General features: G+C 74.5%; 15 protein-coding genes. 8 read left to right on the top strand and 7 right to left on the bottom strand.

Annotation, left to right across the window (positions count from 1 at the left end; genetic code table 11):
* The first annotated feature begins 107 nt into the window (after window positions 1-107).
* Genes FHS88_RS02625 through FHS88_RS02615 form a run of 3 tightly spaced genes read left to right on the top strand, consistent with a single transcriptional unit; the run spans window position 108 to window position 1,271 of the window.
* Window positions 108-317, top strand: a complete 210-nt coding sequence (locus tag FHS88_RS02625) for a hypothetical protein (protein ID WP_184480992.1) — start codon at window positions 108-110, stop codon at window positions 315-317.
* Window positions 318-366: 49 nt separating this feature from the next.
* The gene (locus FHS88_RS02620) at window positions 367-900 is read left to right on the top strand and encodes an NUDIX hydrolase (RefSeq protein ID WP_184480990.1); all 534 of its coding nucleotides are present in this window, start codon (window positions 367-369) and stop codon (window positions 898-900) included.
* Window positions 897-1,271, top strand: coding sequence for a hypothetical protein (locus FHS88_RS02615; protein WP_184480988.1), 375 nt, complete (start codon window positions 897-899; stop codon window positions 1,269-1,271). Before FHS88_RS02620 ends, FHS88_RS02615 begins: the two co-directional genes overlap by 4 nt.
* Before the next feature lie 278 nt (window positions 1,272-1,549).
* Here the strand turns inward: FHS88_RS02615 and FHS88_RS02610 are convergent, their stop codons facing one another.
* Window positions 1,550-1,831: a BolA family protein gene (locus tag FHS88_RS02610; RefSeq protein ID WP_184480986.1), complete on the bottom strand. Its 282-nt coding sequence runs from the start codon at window positions 1,829-1,831 to the stop codon at window positions 1,550-1,552.
* Between the two features lie 86 nt (window positions 1,832-1,917).
* Here FHS88_RS02610 and FHS88_RS02605 point away from each other — a divergent pair, with 86 nt between their 5' ends.
* The 4 genes from FHS88_RS02605 (at window position 1,918) to FHS88_RS02590 (ending at window position 6,675) form a co-directional block, all read left to right on the top strand.
* Window positions 1,918-2,523 carry a J domain-containing protein gene (locus FHS88_RS02605; RefSeq protein WP_184480984.1) on the top strand — a complete coding sequence of 202 codons (606 nt, stop codon included), beginning with the start codon at window positions 1,918-1,920 and terminating at the stop codon, window positions 2,521-2,523.
* Window positions 2,524-2,579: 56 nt separating this feature from the next.
* Entirely contained in the window at window positions 2,580-3,584 is a 1,005-nt protein-coding gene (gene cobS / locus FHS88_RS02600; protein WP_184480982.1) for a cobaltochelatase subunit CobS, read from the top strand.
* Between the two features lie 144 nt (window positions 3,585-3,728).
* Window positions 3,729-5,603 (top strand): cobaltochelatase subunit CobT, encoded by a 1,875-nt coding sequence (gene cobT / locus FHS88_RS02595; protein ID WP_184480980.1) that lies wholly within the window; start codon window positions 3,729-3,731, stop codon window positions 5,601-5,603.
* Window positions 5,604-5,649: 46 nt separating this feature from the next.
* Window positions 5,650-6,675 carry an esterase-like activity of phytase family protein gene (locus tag FHS88_RS02590; protein WP_184480978.1) on the top strand — a complete coding sequence of 342 codons (1,026 nt, stop codon included), beginning with the start codon at window positions 5,650-5,652 and terminating at the stop codon, window positions 6,673-6,675.
* Window positions 6,676-6,685: 10 nt separating this feature from the next.
* On the opposite strand, the gene FHS88_RS02585 is transcribed toward FHS88_RS02590, so the two are convergent.
* The 4 genes from FHS88_RS02585 to FHS88_RS02570 all read right to left on the bottom strand — a co-directional run bounded on the left by FHS88_RS02585 (window position 6,686) and on the right by FHS88_RS02570 (window position 10,677).
* Window positions 6,686-7,450 (bottom strand): competence/damage-inducible protein A, encoded by a 765-nt coding sequence (locus FHS88_RS02585; protein ID WP_184480976.1) that lies wholly within the window; start codon window positions 7,448-7,450, stop codon window positions 6,686-6,688.
* Window positions 7,451-7,560: 110 nt separating this feature from the next.
* Window positions 7,561-8,562, bottom strand: a complete 1,002-nt coding sequence (locus tag FHS88_RS02580) for a bifunctional GNAT family N-acetyltransferase/(deoxy)nucleoside triphosphate pyrophosphohydrolase (protein ID WP_184480975.1) — start codon at window positions 8,560-8,562, stop codon at window positions 7,561-7,563.
* Window positions 8,563-8,596: 34 nt separating this feature from the next.
* Window positions 8,597-9,508, bottom strand: coding sequence for a methyltransferase domain-containing protein (locus tag FHS88_RS02575; protein ID WP_184480973.1), 912 nt, complete (start codon window positions 9,506-9,508; stop codon window positions 8,597-8,599).
* Window positions 9,505-10,677 carry a glycosyltransferase gene (locus FHS88_RS02570; protein ID WP_184480971.1) on the bottom strand — a complete coding sequence of 391 codons (1,173 nt, stop codon included), beginning with the start codon at window positions 10,675-10,677 and terminating at the stop codon, window positions 9,505-9,507. Before FHS88_RS02570 ends, FHS88_RS02575 begins: the two co-directional genes overlap by 4 nt.
* A gap of 156 nt (window positions 10,678-10,833) precedes the next feature.
* On the opposite strand from FHS88_RS02570, the gene FHS88_RS02565 reads away from it, so the two are divergent.
* Window positions 10,834-11,439 carry a hypothetical protein gene (locus FHS88_RS02565; protein ID WP_184480969.1) on the top strand — a complete coding sequence of 202 codons (606 nt, stop codon included), beginning with the start codon at window positions 10,834-10,836 and terminating at the stop codon, window positions 11,437-11,439.
* A 93-nt stretch (window positions 11,440-11,532) separates the two neighbouring features.
* Here FHS88_RS02565 and argJ read toward each other — a convergent pair whose 3' ends face one another.
* Together argJ and FHS88_RS02555 are read right to left on the bottom strand one after the other, a co-directional pair.
* Entirely contained in the window at window positions 11,533-12,771 is a 1,239-nt protein-coding gene (gene argJ / locus FHS88_RS02560) for a bifunctional glutamate N-acetyltransferase/amino-acid acetyltransferase ArgJ (RefSeq protein ID WP_184480966.1), read from the bottom strand.
* A 35-nt stretch (window positions 12,772-12,806) separates the two neighbouring features.
* Window positions 12,807-13,739: a peptidylprolyl isomerase gene (locus FHS88_RS02555; RefSeq protein ID WP_184480963.1), complete on the bottom strand. Its 933-nt coding sequence runs from the start codon at window positions 13,737-13,739 to the stop codon at window positions 12,807-12,809.
* Between the last annotated feature and the right edge of the window lie 106 nt (window positions 13,740-13,845).

Here is a 13,845-nt window from a genome sequence, read left to right as displayed (position 1 = left end):
TTAACGGCGCCCGGGCGCAGGCTCGGGCCATGCGCATCGGTCCTGCCCGTCGTGTCCGCCGGCCTTTCTTAAGCCATTCTTCACGCCTGGGCTGGACAATGCTCCGCATGCTCAGCCTCAATTCCCTCGCCGCCTTCACGCAGGAAGTGACCCGCAGCGCGGGCATCCAGGCGCAGCGCGGGCCGGACCGGCCTTCGGAGTTCACGCAGGCCGCGGCGGCGCCGCCCCAGCGCGTGCTGCAATCGGCCCCGCCCGCCGGGGCGCTGCCCTCGGGGCCGGCGCTGCCGCGCGGCTCGCTGCTCGACCTCCGGGTCTGACCGCAACCACCGCTTGCGGCGCGGCGGGGGGCGGGACCATGATTCCCGCATGTCCCGTTTCGTCCGGCGCATCCCCGAAGGCGACGACCGCGAAAGGCTGATGTGCCCCGACTGTGGGCATGTCGCCTACGAGAACCCCAAGGTCGTCGTCGGCTCCGTTGTGGCCGAGGGCGACACCGTCCTGCTCTGCCGCCGCGCCATCGAGCCGCGCTCGGGCTACTGGACCATCCCGGCCGGCTACATGGAACTCGGCGAGACCGTCGAGGAAGGCGCCCGCCGCGAGGCATGGGAGGAGGCGCGCGCCCGCATCGCCATCGAAGGCGTCCTCGCGGTCTATTCCATCGCCCGCATCGGGCAGGTCCAGGTCATCTTCCGCGCCCGCCTGGAGGAGCCCGGCTTCGAACCGGGGCCGGAGAGCCTCGAGGTGCGCCGCTTCGCCTGGGCCGAGATCCCATGGGAGGAGATCGCCTTCCCCTCGGTCCGCTGGGCGCTGCAGGCCTGGCGCGAAGGCGTGCCGGGCGTGGTCGCCACCAACCCGCCCGAGGATGCGCGCGGCACCCGGGCCCTGCCCGCCGGCCGATGAGCCCGCGCCGCGCCCTGCTCGCCGCCCTGCTGGCCGTGCTGCCCGGCGCGGCCGAGGCGCAGCAGGCCGCCGGGCCGCGGCGGCCCCGTCCTCGCGCGCGCCGCGCCCGGCGGGAGGCCCCCGCGCGGCAGCCGGCCCCGCCGCCCGCGGCCGCGCGCGGCGAACCCGCCCCGGTGCCGAACCGCGACCTCGAAGCGCCGCGCCCCCGCGGCGAGGCCGGCCCCGCGCCCCGCGTGAACCCGGCCCTGATCGACCCCGACGAGCCGCGCATCGGCGCCATCGGCGACCGGTCGAGCCTGCAGGCGCGCGAGGACCGCCTGCTGCGCACGCCCGCACCCGGCGCGCGGCTGCGCGTGCCCTTCGCCTACTGATGCCCGGCGGACACGGGTTCGACCTTTGCCCGCAGGGTTCAGGATCCGGTTCCGCGCGCGGCCGCCCCACCAGCCCCGCGCGCCATGCCAGCGGGCGAAAGGCCAAACCTTCCGCCCGCTGGATGATACGGACGCGTTAGGGGTCCAGGCCCGGGCCTGCCGGCATCGCGGGCCCGCGGAGGCAGGCACAAGGTGAGCCGCTTGGCCCCGGCCGCGCGCCGAACCGAGGGGTGGTGCCCGGCGGGCCGGGGTTGGTCCGTCGCCCCGTCCAGGCGGCCTCAGCCGCCCGCCGCCTCCTCGGGGGTGCGCAGGCGCAGGGCGAGGGCGTGCAGGCCATCGGCGAACTCCGCCGCCAGCGCCTCGTGCACCGCGCGCGAACGCGCGACGCGCGAAAGCCCGGCGAAGGCCGGCGAGACCACCTCGACGCTGTAATGCGTCTGCCCGCCGGGCCGCGCTCCGGCATGGCCGGCGTGGCGGGCGCTGTCGTCCGTCACGCTCACCCGGGCAGGTGCGAAGGCGGATTCGAGGGCGGCGCGGATGCGCTCGGCGCGGTTCGTCATGATGTGCACATTTCGCGCCCTTGCCCTGCGCCGGCAAGCACCGGCGCATCCTTGCGGGACGCTCATGACCTGACCATAAGGAATGGATGCGCAGATCAGGCGGAAGCCCAGCGCCGGAGCCGGAGGACGACGGCGCGCCACCGCGCCGCTGCGATCACCCGGGCTGCGCCGAGGCCGGCCTGTTCCGCGCCCCGCGCGACCGCACCCTGCGCGACTTCCTGTGGTTCTGCCTTCCCCATGTGCGCGCCTACAACGCATCCTGGGATTTCTACAAGGGCATGGGCCCCACGGAGATCGAGGCGGCGCTGCGCGCCGATGCCTCCTGGCAGCGTCCCTCCTGGCCGCTCGGCCGGCTCGGCGGGGCGACGCGCTTCAACCCCGAGCTGCTGCGTGACCCGCTCAGCGTGCTGGGCCAGGAGGCGCCGACGAAGCGCCGCCGCGCGCGGGAGGCCGAGGCAGCGCCGCCCGAACTGCGCGCCGCGCTCGACCTGCTCGGCCTGCCCTGGCCGCTCGACCAGGCCATGCTGCGCGCCCGCTACAAGGACCTCGCGAAGCGCCACCATCCCGACGCCACGGGCGGGGACCGCAGCGCCGAGGAGAAGCTCAAGGACATCAACCGGGCCTACAGCCTGCTCCGGCGCCGCGTGCCGGCGCGGCTGAGGGCCGAGGCCGAAACGGCCCCCGCCGGGTAGCCGGATCGCCCCGGCAGGCCTAGACTATGCAGGACAGAGACGGAACCGGACACTCGATGAACAAGGTTGCCCAGATTTCCGACATCCGCCCGACCTCGGCCATCGAGGCGCCGGACATCACCGTGAAGGCGCGCGAGACCTTCGGGGTGGATGTGGACCTCGACGTGCCCGCCTTCTCGGTGCGCACCGAGCATGTGCCCGAGATCGACCACACCTACCGCTTCGACCGGGAGACGACGCTGGCGATCCTCGCCGGCTTCGCCTTCAACCGCCGCGTGATGATCCAGGGCTACCACGGCACCGGCAAGTCCACGCATATCGAGCAGGTGGCGGCGCGGCTGAACTGGCCCTGCATCCGCGTCAACCTCGACAGCCACATCAGCCGCATCGACCTGATCGGCAAGGACGCGATCGTCATCAAGGACGGCAAGCAGGTCACCGAGTTCCGCGAGGGCATCCTGCCCTGGGCGCTGCAGCACCCCTGCGCGCTGGTGTTCGACGAATACGACGCCGGCCGCCCGGACGTGATGTTCGTCATCCAGCGCGTGCTCGAGGTCGAGGGCAAGCTGACGCTGCTCGACCAGAACAAGGTGATCAGGCCGAACCCGTGGTTCCGCCTCTTCGCGACCGCCAACACGGTGGGCCTGGGCGACACCACCGGGCTCTATCACGGCACGCAGCAGATCAACCAGGGCCAGATGGACCGCTGGTCCATCGTCGCGACGCTGAACTACCTGCCGCACAAGCAGGAGACGGACATCGTGCTCGCGAAGCTCGGCGCGGAGAACGACCCGAAGATGCGCAAGCAGGTGGAGGCGATGGTCGCGCTCGCGGACCTCACCCGCGCCGGCTTCATCGCGGGCGACATCTCCACCGTGATGTCGCCGCGCACCGTCATCACCTGGGCCGAGAACGCGCGCATCTTCGGCGATGTCGGCTTCGCCTTCCGCCTCACCTTCCTCAACAAGTGCGACGAGGCGGAGCGCGCGACGGTCGCCGAGTACTACCAGCGCTGCTTCAACGAGGAGGTCTCGACGGGGCTGCTGCGCAAGGCGGGGTGATGCAACCGCGGGCGGGACATCCCGCCCGCGACCACGCAGTGACGCAGACGGCCGTCCCGGTGACGAAGCCCCGCAGCACCGCCGGTGCAGGGCGCGAAGTCTGAACCGGGCCGGCCCCGCCGGAGCGAAGCGGAGGCCAAACCCATGTCCGGCAAGCAGGACCTGACCCGCCAGGAAGAATTCAAGCGCGCCACCGCCGGCGCGCTGCGCGCCATTGCGCATGCCGACCCCGAAGTGCAGGTCGCCTTCCAGCCCGGCCCCTCGGGTGTCGCGGGCAAGCGCGTGCGCCTGCCGCTGCCCACGCGCGCCCTGCCGCCGGCCGAGATGGCCAAGCTGCGCGGCGCGGCGGATGCCGCAGCACTCCGCCTGCGCCATCACGACGAGGCGCTGCACGCCCAGCGCGTGCCCCTGCGGCGCGAGGCGCGCGAGGTGTTCGACGCGCTCGAGCAGGTGCGCGTCGAGACGGTCGGCTCGAAGCACATGGCCGGCGTCGCGGCCAATCTGCGCGCGCGGCTGGCCGAGGAATGCGAGGCCGAGGGCTACGACCGCATGACGCGCAAGGACCAGCTGCCGCTGCCCGCGGCGCTGGGCCTGATCGCGCGCGAGCGGCTGACCGGGGAGCCCGCGCCCGAGGTCGCCCATCGCGTGCTCGACCTCTGGCGCGACACGCTCGGCCCCGAGGCCGAGGCCGCGCTCGCCGAAATGGCCGAGGCCACGGAGGACCAGGCCGCCTTCGCCCGCGCCGCGCGCAAGCTGCTGACCGCGCTCGACCTCGCCGAGGCCGAGGTGGAGGCGGAATCCGAGCAGCAGGACGAGGAAGGCGAGGAAGGCGGCGAGAGCACGCCCCAGCAGGACCAGTCCGGCGAGGGCCAGTCCTCCTCCGAGCAGGAGGACCAGATGCTCGGCGCGAGCCCCGAGCAGATGCAGGGCGAGGCCTCCGACGAGGAAGGCGAGGAGGCCGAGGAGGACGCCGCCGCCGCCGACGGCGACGACAAGCCCGGCGGCCCGCAGCAGCGGCGCGAGGTGCCGCAGGTGGACGACACCACGCGCTACCACGCCTTCACGACGCAGTTCGACGAGATCGTCGCCGCCGAGGATCTCTGCGACCCGGACGAGCTGACGCGGCTGCGCCAGCAGCTCGACCAGCAGCTCAGCCACCTGCAGGGCGTCGTCTCCAAGCTCGCGAACCGGCTGCAGCGCCGGCTGCTCGCGCAGCAGCAGCGCGCCTGGGATTTCGACCTCGAGGAAGGCATCCTCGATGCGGCGCGGCTGACGCGCGTCATCACCAACCCGATGCACGCGCTCTCCTACAAGCACGAGCGCGACACCGATTTCCGCGACACCGTCGTCTCGCTGCTGATCGACAACTCCGGCTCGATGCGCGGGCGGCCGATCACGGTGGCGGCGATGTGCTGCGACATCCTCGCGCGCACGCTCGAACGCTGCTCCGTGAAGGTCGAGATCCTCGGCTTCACGACGCGCGCCTGGAAGGGTGGGCAGAGCCGCGAGAAGTGGGTGCAGGAGGGCAAGCCGCGCAACCCCGGGCGCCTCAACGACCTGCGCCATGTCATCTACAAGGCGGCCGACGCGCCCTGGCGCCGCGCGCGCAAGAACCTCGGCCTGATGCTGCGCGAGGGGCTGCTCAAGGAGAACATCGACGGCGAGGCGCTGGAATGGGCCTATCGCCGCCTCCTGCCGCGGCCCGAGCACCGCCGCATCCTGATGGTCATCAGCGACGGCGCGCCGGTGGATGACAGCACGCTGTCGGTGAACCCGGGCAACTACCTCGAGCGCCACCTGCGCAAGGTGATCCACGAGATCGAGAGCCGCCACCAGGTGGAACTCATCGCCATCGGCATAGGCCACGACGTGACGCGCTACTACCGCCGCGCCGTCACCATCGTGGATGCCGAGGAGCTCGGCGGCACCATGATGAAGAAGCTCGCCGAACTGTTCGACGAGGACGCCGCCGAGGCCTGGCAGCGCGCCGCGGCGGAACGCGGGCCGGTGCTCGTCTGATGCGCCCCGGCGCGCGGCGCGGCTGAGCGCGCGCCCGCAAGGCGCCATGGCCGGCACGCGGACGGGCGCGCGCGGCCGGTCGGCCGGCCCTGCCCCGCAAGCGGAAGGGACAGGGCGGGTCCGCCGTCGCGGACTGCTCGCGCTCGCGCTGGCCGGCTCGGGCTGCCTCGGCGCCCGGGCCACGCCGCCCGAGGGCAGCGCCGGCGTCGCGCTGCCCCCCGTGCCGCTCGAGGGGCCGCTCGCGAGCCTCGGCGGCTTCGAGATCAGCCCGCAGCGGCTCGGCGCGGCGAATCTCTCGGGCATCCATCTCGACGAGACCCTGATCGCGACCATGGTGGATGACCGCGGGCGCTGGGCGCAGGCGCGCATCCTGCTGCGCGACGGCCTCGCGCACCGGCTGCTGCCGCTCCGCTCGGGCCCGCTGCGCGACGGCGCCGGCCGGCCCTTGCCGCGCGGCTATGCCTCCGATGCCGAGGCCATCGCGCGCCTGCCGGACGGCACCTGGCTCGTGGCCTACGAGCGGTGGCACCGCATCCGCGCCCATGCGCGGCTCGACGGACCCGGGCGCTATGTCGCCGCGCCGCCAGGGCTCGAGGCCGCGCCCCCGAATGCCGGGCTGGAATCCCTCGCGCTGCTGGCCGATGGCCGGCTTCTCGCCATCACCGAGGGGCTCGCGCCGCCGGCCCGGCCCGGGCTGCGGCGGGGCTGGATCGGCCGCCCCGGCGCCTGGCTGCCCATCGCCTGGCGCGGTGCGCCGCCCTTCGAGCCGGTGGACGCGGCCGGGCTGCCCGATGGCGGGGCGCTGGTGCTGGAGCGGCGCTTCAGCCTGCTCGGCGGCTTCGCGGCCCGGCTGCTGCGCGTCGCGCCCGCCGCCATCGCCGCGCTGGGGCGCGAGGGCGTGCTGGAAGGCGAGGAGATCCTGCGCCTCGACGGCCGCGCGCTCCCGGCCGAGAACTGGGAGGGCGTGGCCGTGACGCGGCACGAGGGGCGCGTTCTCGTCGCGCTCGTGAGCGACGACAACGGGAGCGCGCTGCAGCGCTCGCTGATGCTGCTGTTCGAGCTCCGCGGCTGACCGGGGCGGGTCAGGCCGGCTCGCCCTCGACGGGCATGGCGCCGCAGGCGCGCAGGAACACCAGCACGTCATGCGCGGCCTGCTTCACCGCATCCGCATCCGTGCCCTTGGCCACCACCGCGACGCCGCCGCCGCCCGGCCGGTAGTAGGGGTAGGAGCCGATCTCGACATCCCCGTAGCGCGCCTGGATCGCCGCCAGCCCCTCGGCGATGCGCCCCTCCATCAGCCCGTTCGCGTGCACGGTGGCCGAGACCACCGGCGCCCCGCCCTTGAGCGTGGGCGCCAGCGCCTCGAACATCGCCTGCATGATGCGCGGCACGCCGGCGAGCACATGCACGTTGCCCATGGTGAAGCCGGGCGCGATGGAGACGATGTTGTCGATCAGCACCGCGCCGCGCGGCATGGTCGCCATGCGCTGGCGCGCGGCGTTGAAGTCGCCGGGCGGGGTCTGCCGCGCATAGTGGGCTTCGAGGCGGCTCCAGGCCTCGGGATGCGGCTCCCACGGCACGCCGAAGGCCTCGGCGACGCATTCGCTGGTGATGTCGTCATGGGTCGGCCCGATGCCGCCGGTGGTGAAGACGTGGTCGAACTTCGCCCGCACCTCGTTGATCGTGGCGACGATGGTCTCGCGCACGTCGGGGATGACCCGCGCCTCGCGCAGCGGGATGCCGATCTCGCCGAGGCGCGTCGCGATGTATTTCAGGTTGGCGTCCTGGGTGCGCCCGGACAGCACCTCGTTGCCGATGATGAGCAGGCAGGCGGTGGGGTTGGTCATGGCGCGTCCTCCGTGGCCAGGATAGGCGCGGGCGCGGCGCGCACCAATGGCGCGCGGCGGGGGTTCGGGCACGCGGCCCGCGCGCGCATCCGCGCCGGAGCGGCGCGGCCCTACAGGAAGTCCCGCAGCAGCGCGACGAGCGGCTTGTCCGCCGGCGGCATGGCGTAGTCGCCGAGCCGCTGCGGCCGCACCCAGGCCAGCGCCTGGCCTTCCAGCGCCGTCACCTGGCCCTCCCAGCGGCGGCAGAGATAGAGCGGCATCAGCAGGTGGAAGGCCTCGTAGCCATGCGAGGCGAAGGCGAAGGGCGCGAGGCAGGCCTCGGCCACGTCGATGCCGAGTTCCTCGCGCAGTTCGCGGATCAGCGCCGCCTCGGGCGTCTCGCCCGGCCGCACCTTGCCGCCGGGGAACTCCCAGAGGCCCGCGAGCGGCTTGCCCTCCGGCCGGCGCGCCAGCAGCACCCGGCCCTCGGGGTCGATCAGCCCGACCGCGGCCACCAGCAGGATCGGCTTGCCCTGCGCCGCCACCTCCGGCGCCGCCGGGGCGGGCGCCGCGGCGAGCGGGGAGAGGTCGGCGCGCACCGCCTCGAACCGCCGGACCGGCATCGCGCCGCCGCGCGAGAGGAAGTCCTGCATGCCCTCGCCCGTCTCGCGGAAGCCGATGCGCCGCAGCACGGCGGCCGAGCGCGCATTGTCGGTCAGCGCGCTCGCGGTGATGCGGTCGAGGTCGAGATTGGCGAGCGCCCAGCGCGCGAGCCGCCCGGCGACCTCGGGCGCGATGCCCTGGCCCCAGTGGCGGCGCCCGACCCAGTAGCCGAGCTCCGCCGTGCGCGCCTCGCGGTCCAGCGTCAGCCCCGCGCAGCCGACCAGCACGTCGTCCTCCCGCCGGGCGATGGCGAGGTGATAGGCCTCGCCCGCGGCGATGCGCTCGGCGGTCGAGGCGATCCACTCGTCCGCGAGGTCGCGCGGATAGGGGAAGGGCACGCGCGCCAGCGTCTTCGCCACCTCCCAGTCGTTGACCAGGCGGTGCATCTCGGCCGCGTCCGCCGGGCGCAGCGGGCGCAGGCGGAAGCGCTCGGTCTCGAGCGGCGTGAAGGCGGGAAGGGAATCGGGCATCCGTGCGACAGGAACGGCGCGCCGGAGCCGCCCGTCAAGGCTTGCGCGCGACCATGAAGACGAACATCGGCGCGGCGTCGCGCGGCAGCGGCAGGAGCGCGGCGGCGGCCCGCCCCAGCCCGTAGGCCGCGGCGAGGGAAGCATACCAGGCGCGCCGCGCGGCGAACCACGGCCCTCCGGGCGCGGCCTTGATGGGCGCGAGGCGCCCCATCCAGTGGATCAGCGGCTGGGCGGGCACGGGCGGCAGCAGGCGGATCTCCTCCACCGTGAGGCCGAGCCGGGCCGCGAGTGCGCGCATCGCGGGCTCGCTCCACCAGGAGAGGTGGTGCGGCGGCGCGTTGAAGGCGAAGTCCGGGATCGCCGTCATGGCCGAGGGCCAGAGCGGCGCGCCGAGCATCAGCAGCCCGCCCGGCCTGAGGCAGCGCAGCATCTCCCGCGCGAAGCCGAGCGGGTCGGCGACATGCTCTATGACCTGGAAGGCGCAGGCGACGTCATGCACGCCCCGGTGCGCGGCGATCGGCTCGGCGCTGACGGCGCCTTCCGGCGCGGCGTATACGGCGGCGTTGGGATCGAGGCCGAGATAGCGCGCCTGCGGGATCAGCCGGGCGAAGGCGCCGGCGCCGGCTCCGACCTCCAGCACCGAATCGCCCGGCGCGATGCGCGCGGCGGCGTGCGGATACTCGGCCCGGTCCCGCCCCGCGCGGCGCAGGCGCCCGCCCCGGTCCAGCCGGCGGTAGAGCGCCGCATAGAACGCCGCGTCTCCTTCCATCGCCGGGGCGAAGAACACGAGGCCGCAGGGCGCGCGCCAGATGCCGATGCGCGTGGCGGGCAGGGGCGTCGGCTCCACGCCGAAGGTCCGGCGCCACAGCCCCCGCAGCAGGGCGGGCGAGACCTCCTGAACCAGCGCCGCCGCCTCGCCGGTGATGGGGCAGAGGCCCGGCGTCACGCCGCGGCCCCGGGGCGGTGGCGGCGGATCACGCGGACCTGCTCCGGCCCCGCGACCTGGTATTCCACATGGCGCCAGCGGATGCGGCGCGTCCGCGCGCTGGTCCAGAACAGCGCCGCCGCCGCCGGCGCGGTCAGTGGCGCGAGCAGGCCGAGCGCGAACTGCGCGGCCCGCGCCGCGAGGCCCTCCTCGATGCCCACGGCGCGCGTGACGCGGTCGTGCAGCGCGGCGCGCAGCGCGCCCACCGCCGCGATGGCGGCGACGAACCCGGCCGCGAGCGCATCGCCCGCCAGCGCCAGCAGCGCGAGCGGCAGGGCCAGCGCCTCGGCATGCAGGGCGATGCCCAGCGCCAGCCACAGCCGCGGCACGTAGAGATGCACGATCTGCAACTGGCGGCGCTTGAAGGCGAGCGCCTCGCGGTCCCCGCCCTCGGGCGGCGTGGGCAGCAGCACCGCGCGGCGCGTCAGCACGCGCAGGCCGAGGGCACGCGCACGGCGGCTGATCGCGCCATCGGTCGAGAAGGTGCGCGCGAGCGTCGCGGGCAGGTCCATGCGCGCCAGCGCCTCGCGCCCGATCGCCACCGAGCCGCCCCAGACCAGCCCCGAGGCGAGGGCGCGCGGGCCGAGGGCCAGCGCCCGGTCGAGCCAGGCGACGAGGTGCCGCCCCGGCCCCGCCCCGTCCAGCGCATGCCAGCGATAGCCGGTGACGACATCCGCCGCGCCGTTCAGCGCGGGGGTGGCGAGCCAGGACAGCCAGTGATCCTGCGGCAGGATGTCGGCATCGAGCAGCACCAGCGCGTCGTCATCGGCATCCACGCGCGCCAGCGCGGCGATCATGTTGGTCGCCTTCTGGCTGCGCGTGTCGTCGCGGCCCGCGACGACGATCTCGGCCGGGAAGGGGAGAAGGTATTCCAGTTCGCGGAGCTGGGCGAAGGCGGGGTCGTCCTCGGCCTCGACCGCCACCAGCAGGCGGCGGGGCCGCAGCGTCTGGCGCGCCAGCGCGGCGAGCAGCGGCGGCAGGCCCGCGGTGCGGCCGGTCACGGCCAGCAGCAGCGTCACCCGCCCCTCGGCGGCGACGGCGGGCGGGCGGAAGAACCACAGGAACCAGGCGATGCCGGCGAGCCAGGCGAGGGATGCGAGCAGCGCGAGGATGCCGAGCGTGGCGGTCATGGAGGGCTCGGCTGCGGCGTGTGGCGGGCAGGGCACAGCATGGCGGGCATCGCGCCCGGGAGAGGCCGTTGCGCACACGATCCTTGCCCACCCCCGGACCGCATGCTTCGATCCCAAGGTTTCAAACCCGTTCGCCGCCGGAGACGAGGAAAATCCATGAAACGCCTGCTGGTCGTCGCCCTTGCCGCCTTGGGCTTGCCTGCCTGTTCCACCATCACCGCGGGACCCAGCCAGGCCATCCTGGTCGCGACCGACCCGCCCGGCGCGCGGTGCGAGGTGAAGCGGCGCGGCGTCGTCATCGGCACCATCGAGCAGACGCCGGGAACCGTCGCCGTCCGCAAGTCGCCCTACGACATCGCGATCGAATGCACACGGCCGGGATATTATCCCGGCGCGGCCGTGGTCGAGCGCCGGTTTGACGACACGACTCTCGGGAACATGCTGATCGGCGGGCTCATCGGCCTCACGGTGGACGCCTCGACGGGCGCGTGGAACGAGTATCCGCGCTCCGTGCGGATCCGCATGCGGCCCCGTTTCCAGGACTTCGCGGCGGATACGACAACGCCGGCCGGCCGCATCGCGGCCGTCGAGCGCCGGACGGAGGCGCAACTGCTCGCGGCGCGCCGCGGTTGCGCGCGCCAGAGCGCCGAGGCCTGCATCGCGCGCATCGAGGCGATCGAGAACCGCCGCACCATCGAGCGCGAGGTGATCGTGGCGCAGCAGCGCCTTGCCGATCCGTCATCGGCGGTGCCGCCGCTCTGAGGCCAGGGGGCCGGGGGCGGCGCCTCCGGCCATGCCCCGCTTCCGGCAAGCGGAGCGCCGGCCCCGCGCCCGCGCCGGATCAGATGCCGCGCCTCACGACCGGTAGGACCCGTTGATGTCGATGTATCCGTGCGTCAGGTCGCAGGTCCACACCGTCGCCTTGCCGCGGCCGAGGCCGATATCCACCGTGATCTCGACCTCGCGCCCCTTCATGTGCGCGACCACCGGCGTCTCGTCGTAGCCGTCCACCACGCCGCCCTCGCGCGCCATCCACACGCCGCCCACGGCGATGGAGAGACGGTCGCGGTCGGCCGGCTCGCCCGCCTTGCCGACGGCCATGACGATGCGGCCCCAGTTCGCGTCCTCGCCCGCGATGGCGGTCTTGACCAGCGGCGAGTTCGCGATGGACATCGCGATGCGGTGCGCCGAGCGCGCCGTGACCGCGCCCGTCACCTCGATGCGGATCAGCTTCTGCGCACCCTCCCCGTCGCGGGCGACCATGAGCGCGAGGTCCATCAGCACCTCGTTCAGCGCGCGGGCGAAGTCCTTGAGGATGGCGCCGCCCTCGGCCGGCACGCGCGGGTGCTTCGCCGCCCCGGTGGCGAACAGCATCACCGTGTCGGAGGTGGACGTGTCCGAATCCACGGTGATGCAGTTGAAGGACCGGTCGCAGCCCTTCTTCAGCAACGCCTGCAACGCGGGGGCCGGGATCTTCGCGTCGGTGGCGAGGAAGGAGAGCATCGTCGCCATGTCCGGGGCGATCATGCCCGAGCCCTTGGCGATGCCCGCGATCGTCACCGTCGTGCCGCCGATGGTCGCGGTGCGGACCGCGCCTTTCGGGAAGGTGTCGGTGGTCATGATGGCGCGCGCGGCGGCCTCGAAGCCGGTCTCGGCCACCGCCGCGAACACCTTGGGCAGCGCGCCGACGAGCTTCTCGGTCGGCAGGCGCTCCCCGATCACGCCGGTGGAGGCGAGGAAGATCTCGCGCGGCTTGCAGCCGAGGATGCGCGCGGCCTCCTCGGCCGTGCGGGCGCAGGTCTCGCGCCCGGCGCGGCCGGTGAAGACGTTGGAATTGCCCGAGGTCACGACGAGGCCGCGCGCCTTGCCGCCCTTCAGCGCGGCGCGGGACCATTCGACCGGCGCGCCCGGGCAGCGGTTCTTCGTGAACACGCCGGCCACCGTGGTGCCCGCCGGGAAGGCCATGGCCATCACGTCCTCGCGCGCCCGGTAGCGGATCTCGGCCATGCCGGTGGCCACGCGCACGCCCGGCACGGGCGGCATTTCCGGCAGTGGCAGGGCGAGGGGGGAGACGGGATGGGCCTGGCCGGCCATGGGCGGTTCCTCTTGCTGGCTTTCCGGTTGGTGGTTCAGCGGCGGAGCGGGGTTCCGGGGCGCGCCGCCGGGGCGGCGGGGGCGGGGGGCTCGGCCCCGTCGGTCGGGCGCGGGGCCGAGCCGTCGAGGTTGAAGCGCTCGATCCGCGCCGCGGCGCGCGCGCGCTCCACCGCGGCCTGCACCTCGGCCTCGAGCAGTTGCTGGCGGATCGCCTGCGCCACCTCCTCGAAGGGCGGCGGGGCCGCCTGGCGGCGTTCCTCGACCTTGATGACATGCCAGCCGAAGGGCGAGCGGACCGGGTTCTCGCTCACCTGGCCGGCCTGCAGGGCGAAGGCGGCATTGGCGAATTCGGGCACCATGTCGCCGCGGCGGAAGAAGCCGAGGTCGCCGCCCTCCCGCGCGCCTGGCCCGGTCGAGCGCCGCTGCGCCACGGCGGTGAAGTCCGCGCCGCCGCGGATCTCGGCCAGCGCGGCGCGGGCCTCCGATTCGGTCGGCACCAGGATGTGGCGGGCGCGGACCTCCTCCTCGGCGGGGCGGCTCGCGATCTCGCGGTCGTAGCGGGCGCGCACCGCCTCGTCGGTGACGCGGCTGCCGATCTCGCGCGTCAGCCAGGCCTGCTGGAGTTCCAGCTCCTCGGCGCGGCGGATGCGCGCGCGCACCTCCTCCTCGCGGTCGAGGCCGGCGCGGCGGGCGGCGGCGGTGATGGCGCGCCCGGCGATCATCTGGTCGAGCAGCAGGGGGTAGAGCATCTGCGGCGGCGCGCCGCGCAGCTCCTCGGGCAGGTCGCGCGCCGCGGCGGCGACGTCGGAGAGCAGGATGGGCTCCCCGTCCACCCGGGCGACCACGGGATCGCCCGGCGGCGTGGCGGGCGTGGGCGCCTGGGCCAGGGCCGGCGGCGCGGCGGCGAGCGCCAGCGCCAGGGCGAGGCCCGCGCAGAACGGGTGGGCGGGGCGGCGGCGCTGGGGCATCGGGGTCTCGGGTCCGGGAAGGTGCGGAACATGGCCGAAGCGTCACGCGCCCACAAGGCGGGCGGCGTTGACCGGCCGGGCCCCGCCGCCTATCTCTGCCGGGGCC

This window comes from Neoroseomonas alkaliterrae, from assembly GCF_014199195.1.
Lineage (GTDB): Bacteria > Pseudomonadota > Alphaproteobacteria > Acetobacterales > Acetobacteraceae > Neoroseomonas > Neoroseomonas alkaliterrae.
The sequence above is the reverse complement of the archived record's forward strand: the minus strand, read 5'-3'. Positions and strand labels throughout refer to the sequence as shown.

Excerpts from the sequence above, each read along its gene's own strand:
- FHS88_RS02625 (WP_184480992.1), top strand. The coding sequence starts at position 108 with ATGCTCAGCCTCAATTCCCTCGCCGCCTTCACGCAGGAAGTGACCCGC.
- FHS88_RS02620 (WP_184480990.1), top strand. The coding sequence starts at position 367 with ATGTCCCGTTTCGTCCGGCGCATCCCCGAAGGCGACGACCGCGAAAGG.
- FHS88_RS02615 (WP_184480988.1), top strand. The coding sequence starts at position 897 with ATGAGCCCGCGCCGCGCCCTGCTCGCCGCCCTGCTGGCCGTGCTGCCC.
- FHS88_RS02610 (WP_184480986.1), bottom strand. The coding sequence starts at position 1,831 with ATGACGAACCGCGCCGAGCGCATCCGCGCCGCCCTCGAATCCGCCTTC.
- FHS88_RS02605 (WP_184480984.1), top strand. The coding sequence starts at position 1,918 with ATGCGCAGATCAGGCGGAAGCCCAGCGCCGGAGCCGGAGGACGACGGC.
- cobS (WP_184480982.1), top strand. The coding sequence starts at position 2,580 with ATGAACAAGGTTGCCCAGATTTCCGACATCCGCCCGACCTCGGCCATC.
- cobT (WP_184480980.1), top strand. The coding sequence starts at position 3,729 with ATGTCCGGCAAGCAGGACCTGACCCGCCAGGAAGAATTCAAGCGCGCC.
- FHS88_RS02590 (WP_184480978.1), top strand. The coding sequence starts at position 5,650 with ATGGCCGGCACGCGGACGGGCGCGCGCGGCCGGTCGGCCGGCCCTGCC.
- FHS88_RS02585 (WP_184480976.1), bottom strand. The coding sequence starts at position 7,450 with ATGACCAACCCCACCGCCTGCCTGCTCATCATCGGCAACGAGGTGCTG.
- FHS88_RS02580 (WP_184480975.1), bottom strand. The coding sequence starts at position 8,562 with ATGCCCGATTCCCTTCCCGCCTTCACGCCGCTCGAGACCGAGCGCTTC.
- FHS88_RS02570 (WP_184480971.1), bottom strand. The coding sequence starts at position 10,677 with ATGACCGCCACGCTCGGCATCCTCGCGCTGCTCGCATCCCTCGCCTGG.
- FHS88_RS02565 (WP_184480969.1), top strand. The coding sequence starts at position 10,834 with ATGAAACGCCTGCTGGTCGTCGCCCTTGCCGCCTTGGGCTTGCCTGCC.
- argJ (WP_184480966.1), bottom strand. The coding sequence starts at position 12,771 with ATGGCCGGCCAGGCCCATCCCGTCTCCCCCCTCGCCCTGCCACTGCCG.
- FHS88_RS02555 (WP_184480963.1), bottom strand. The coding sequence starts at position 13,739 with ATGCCCCAGCGCCGCCGCCCCGCCCACCCGTTCTGCGCGGGCCTCGCC.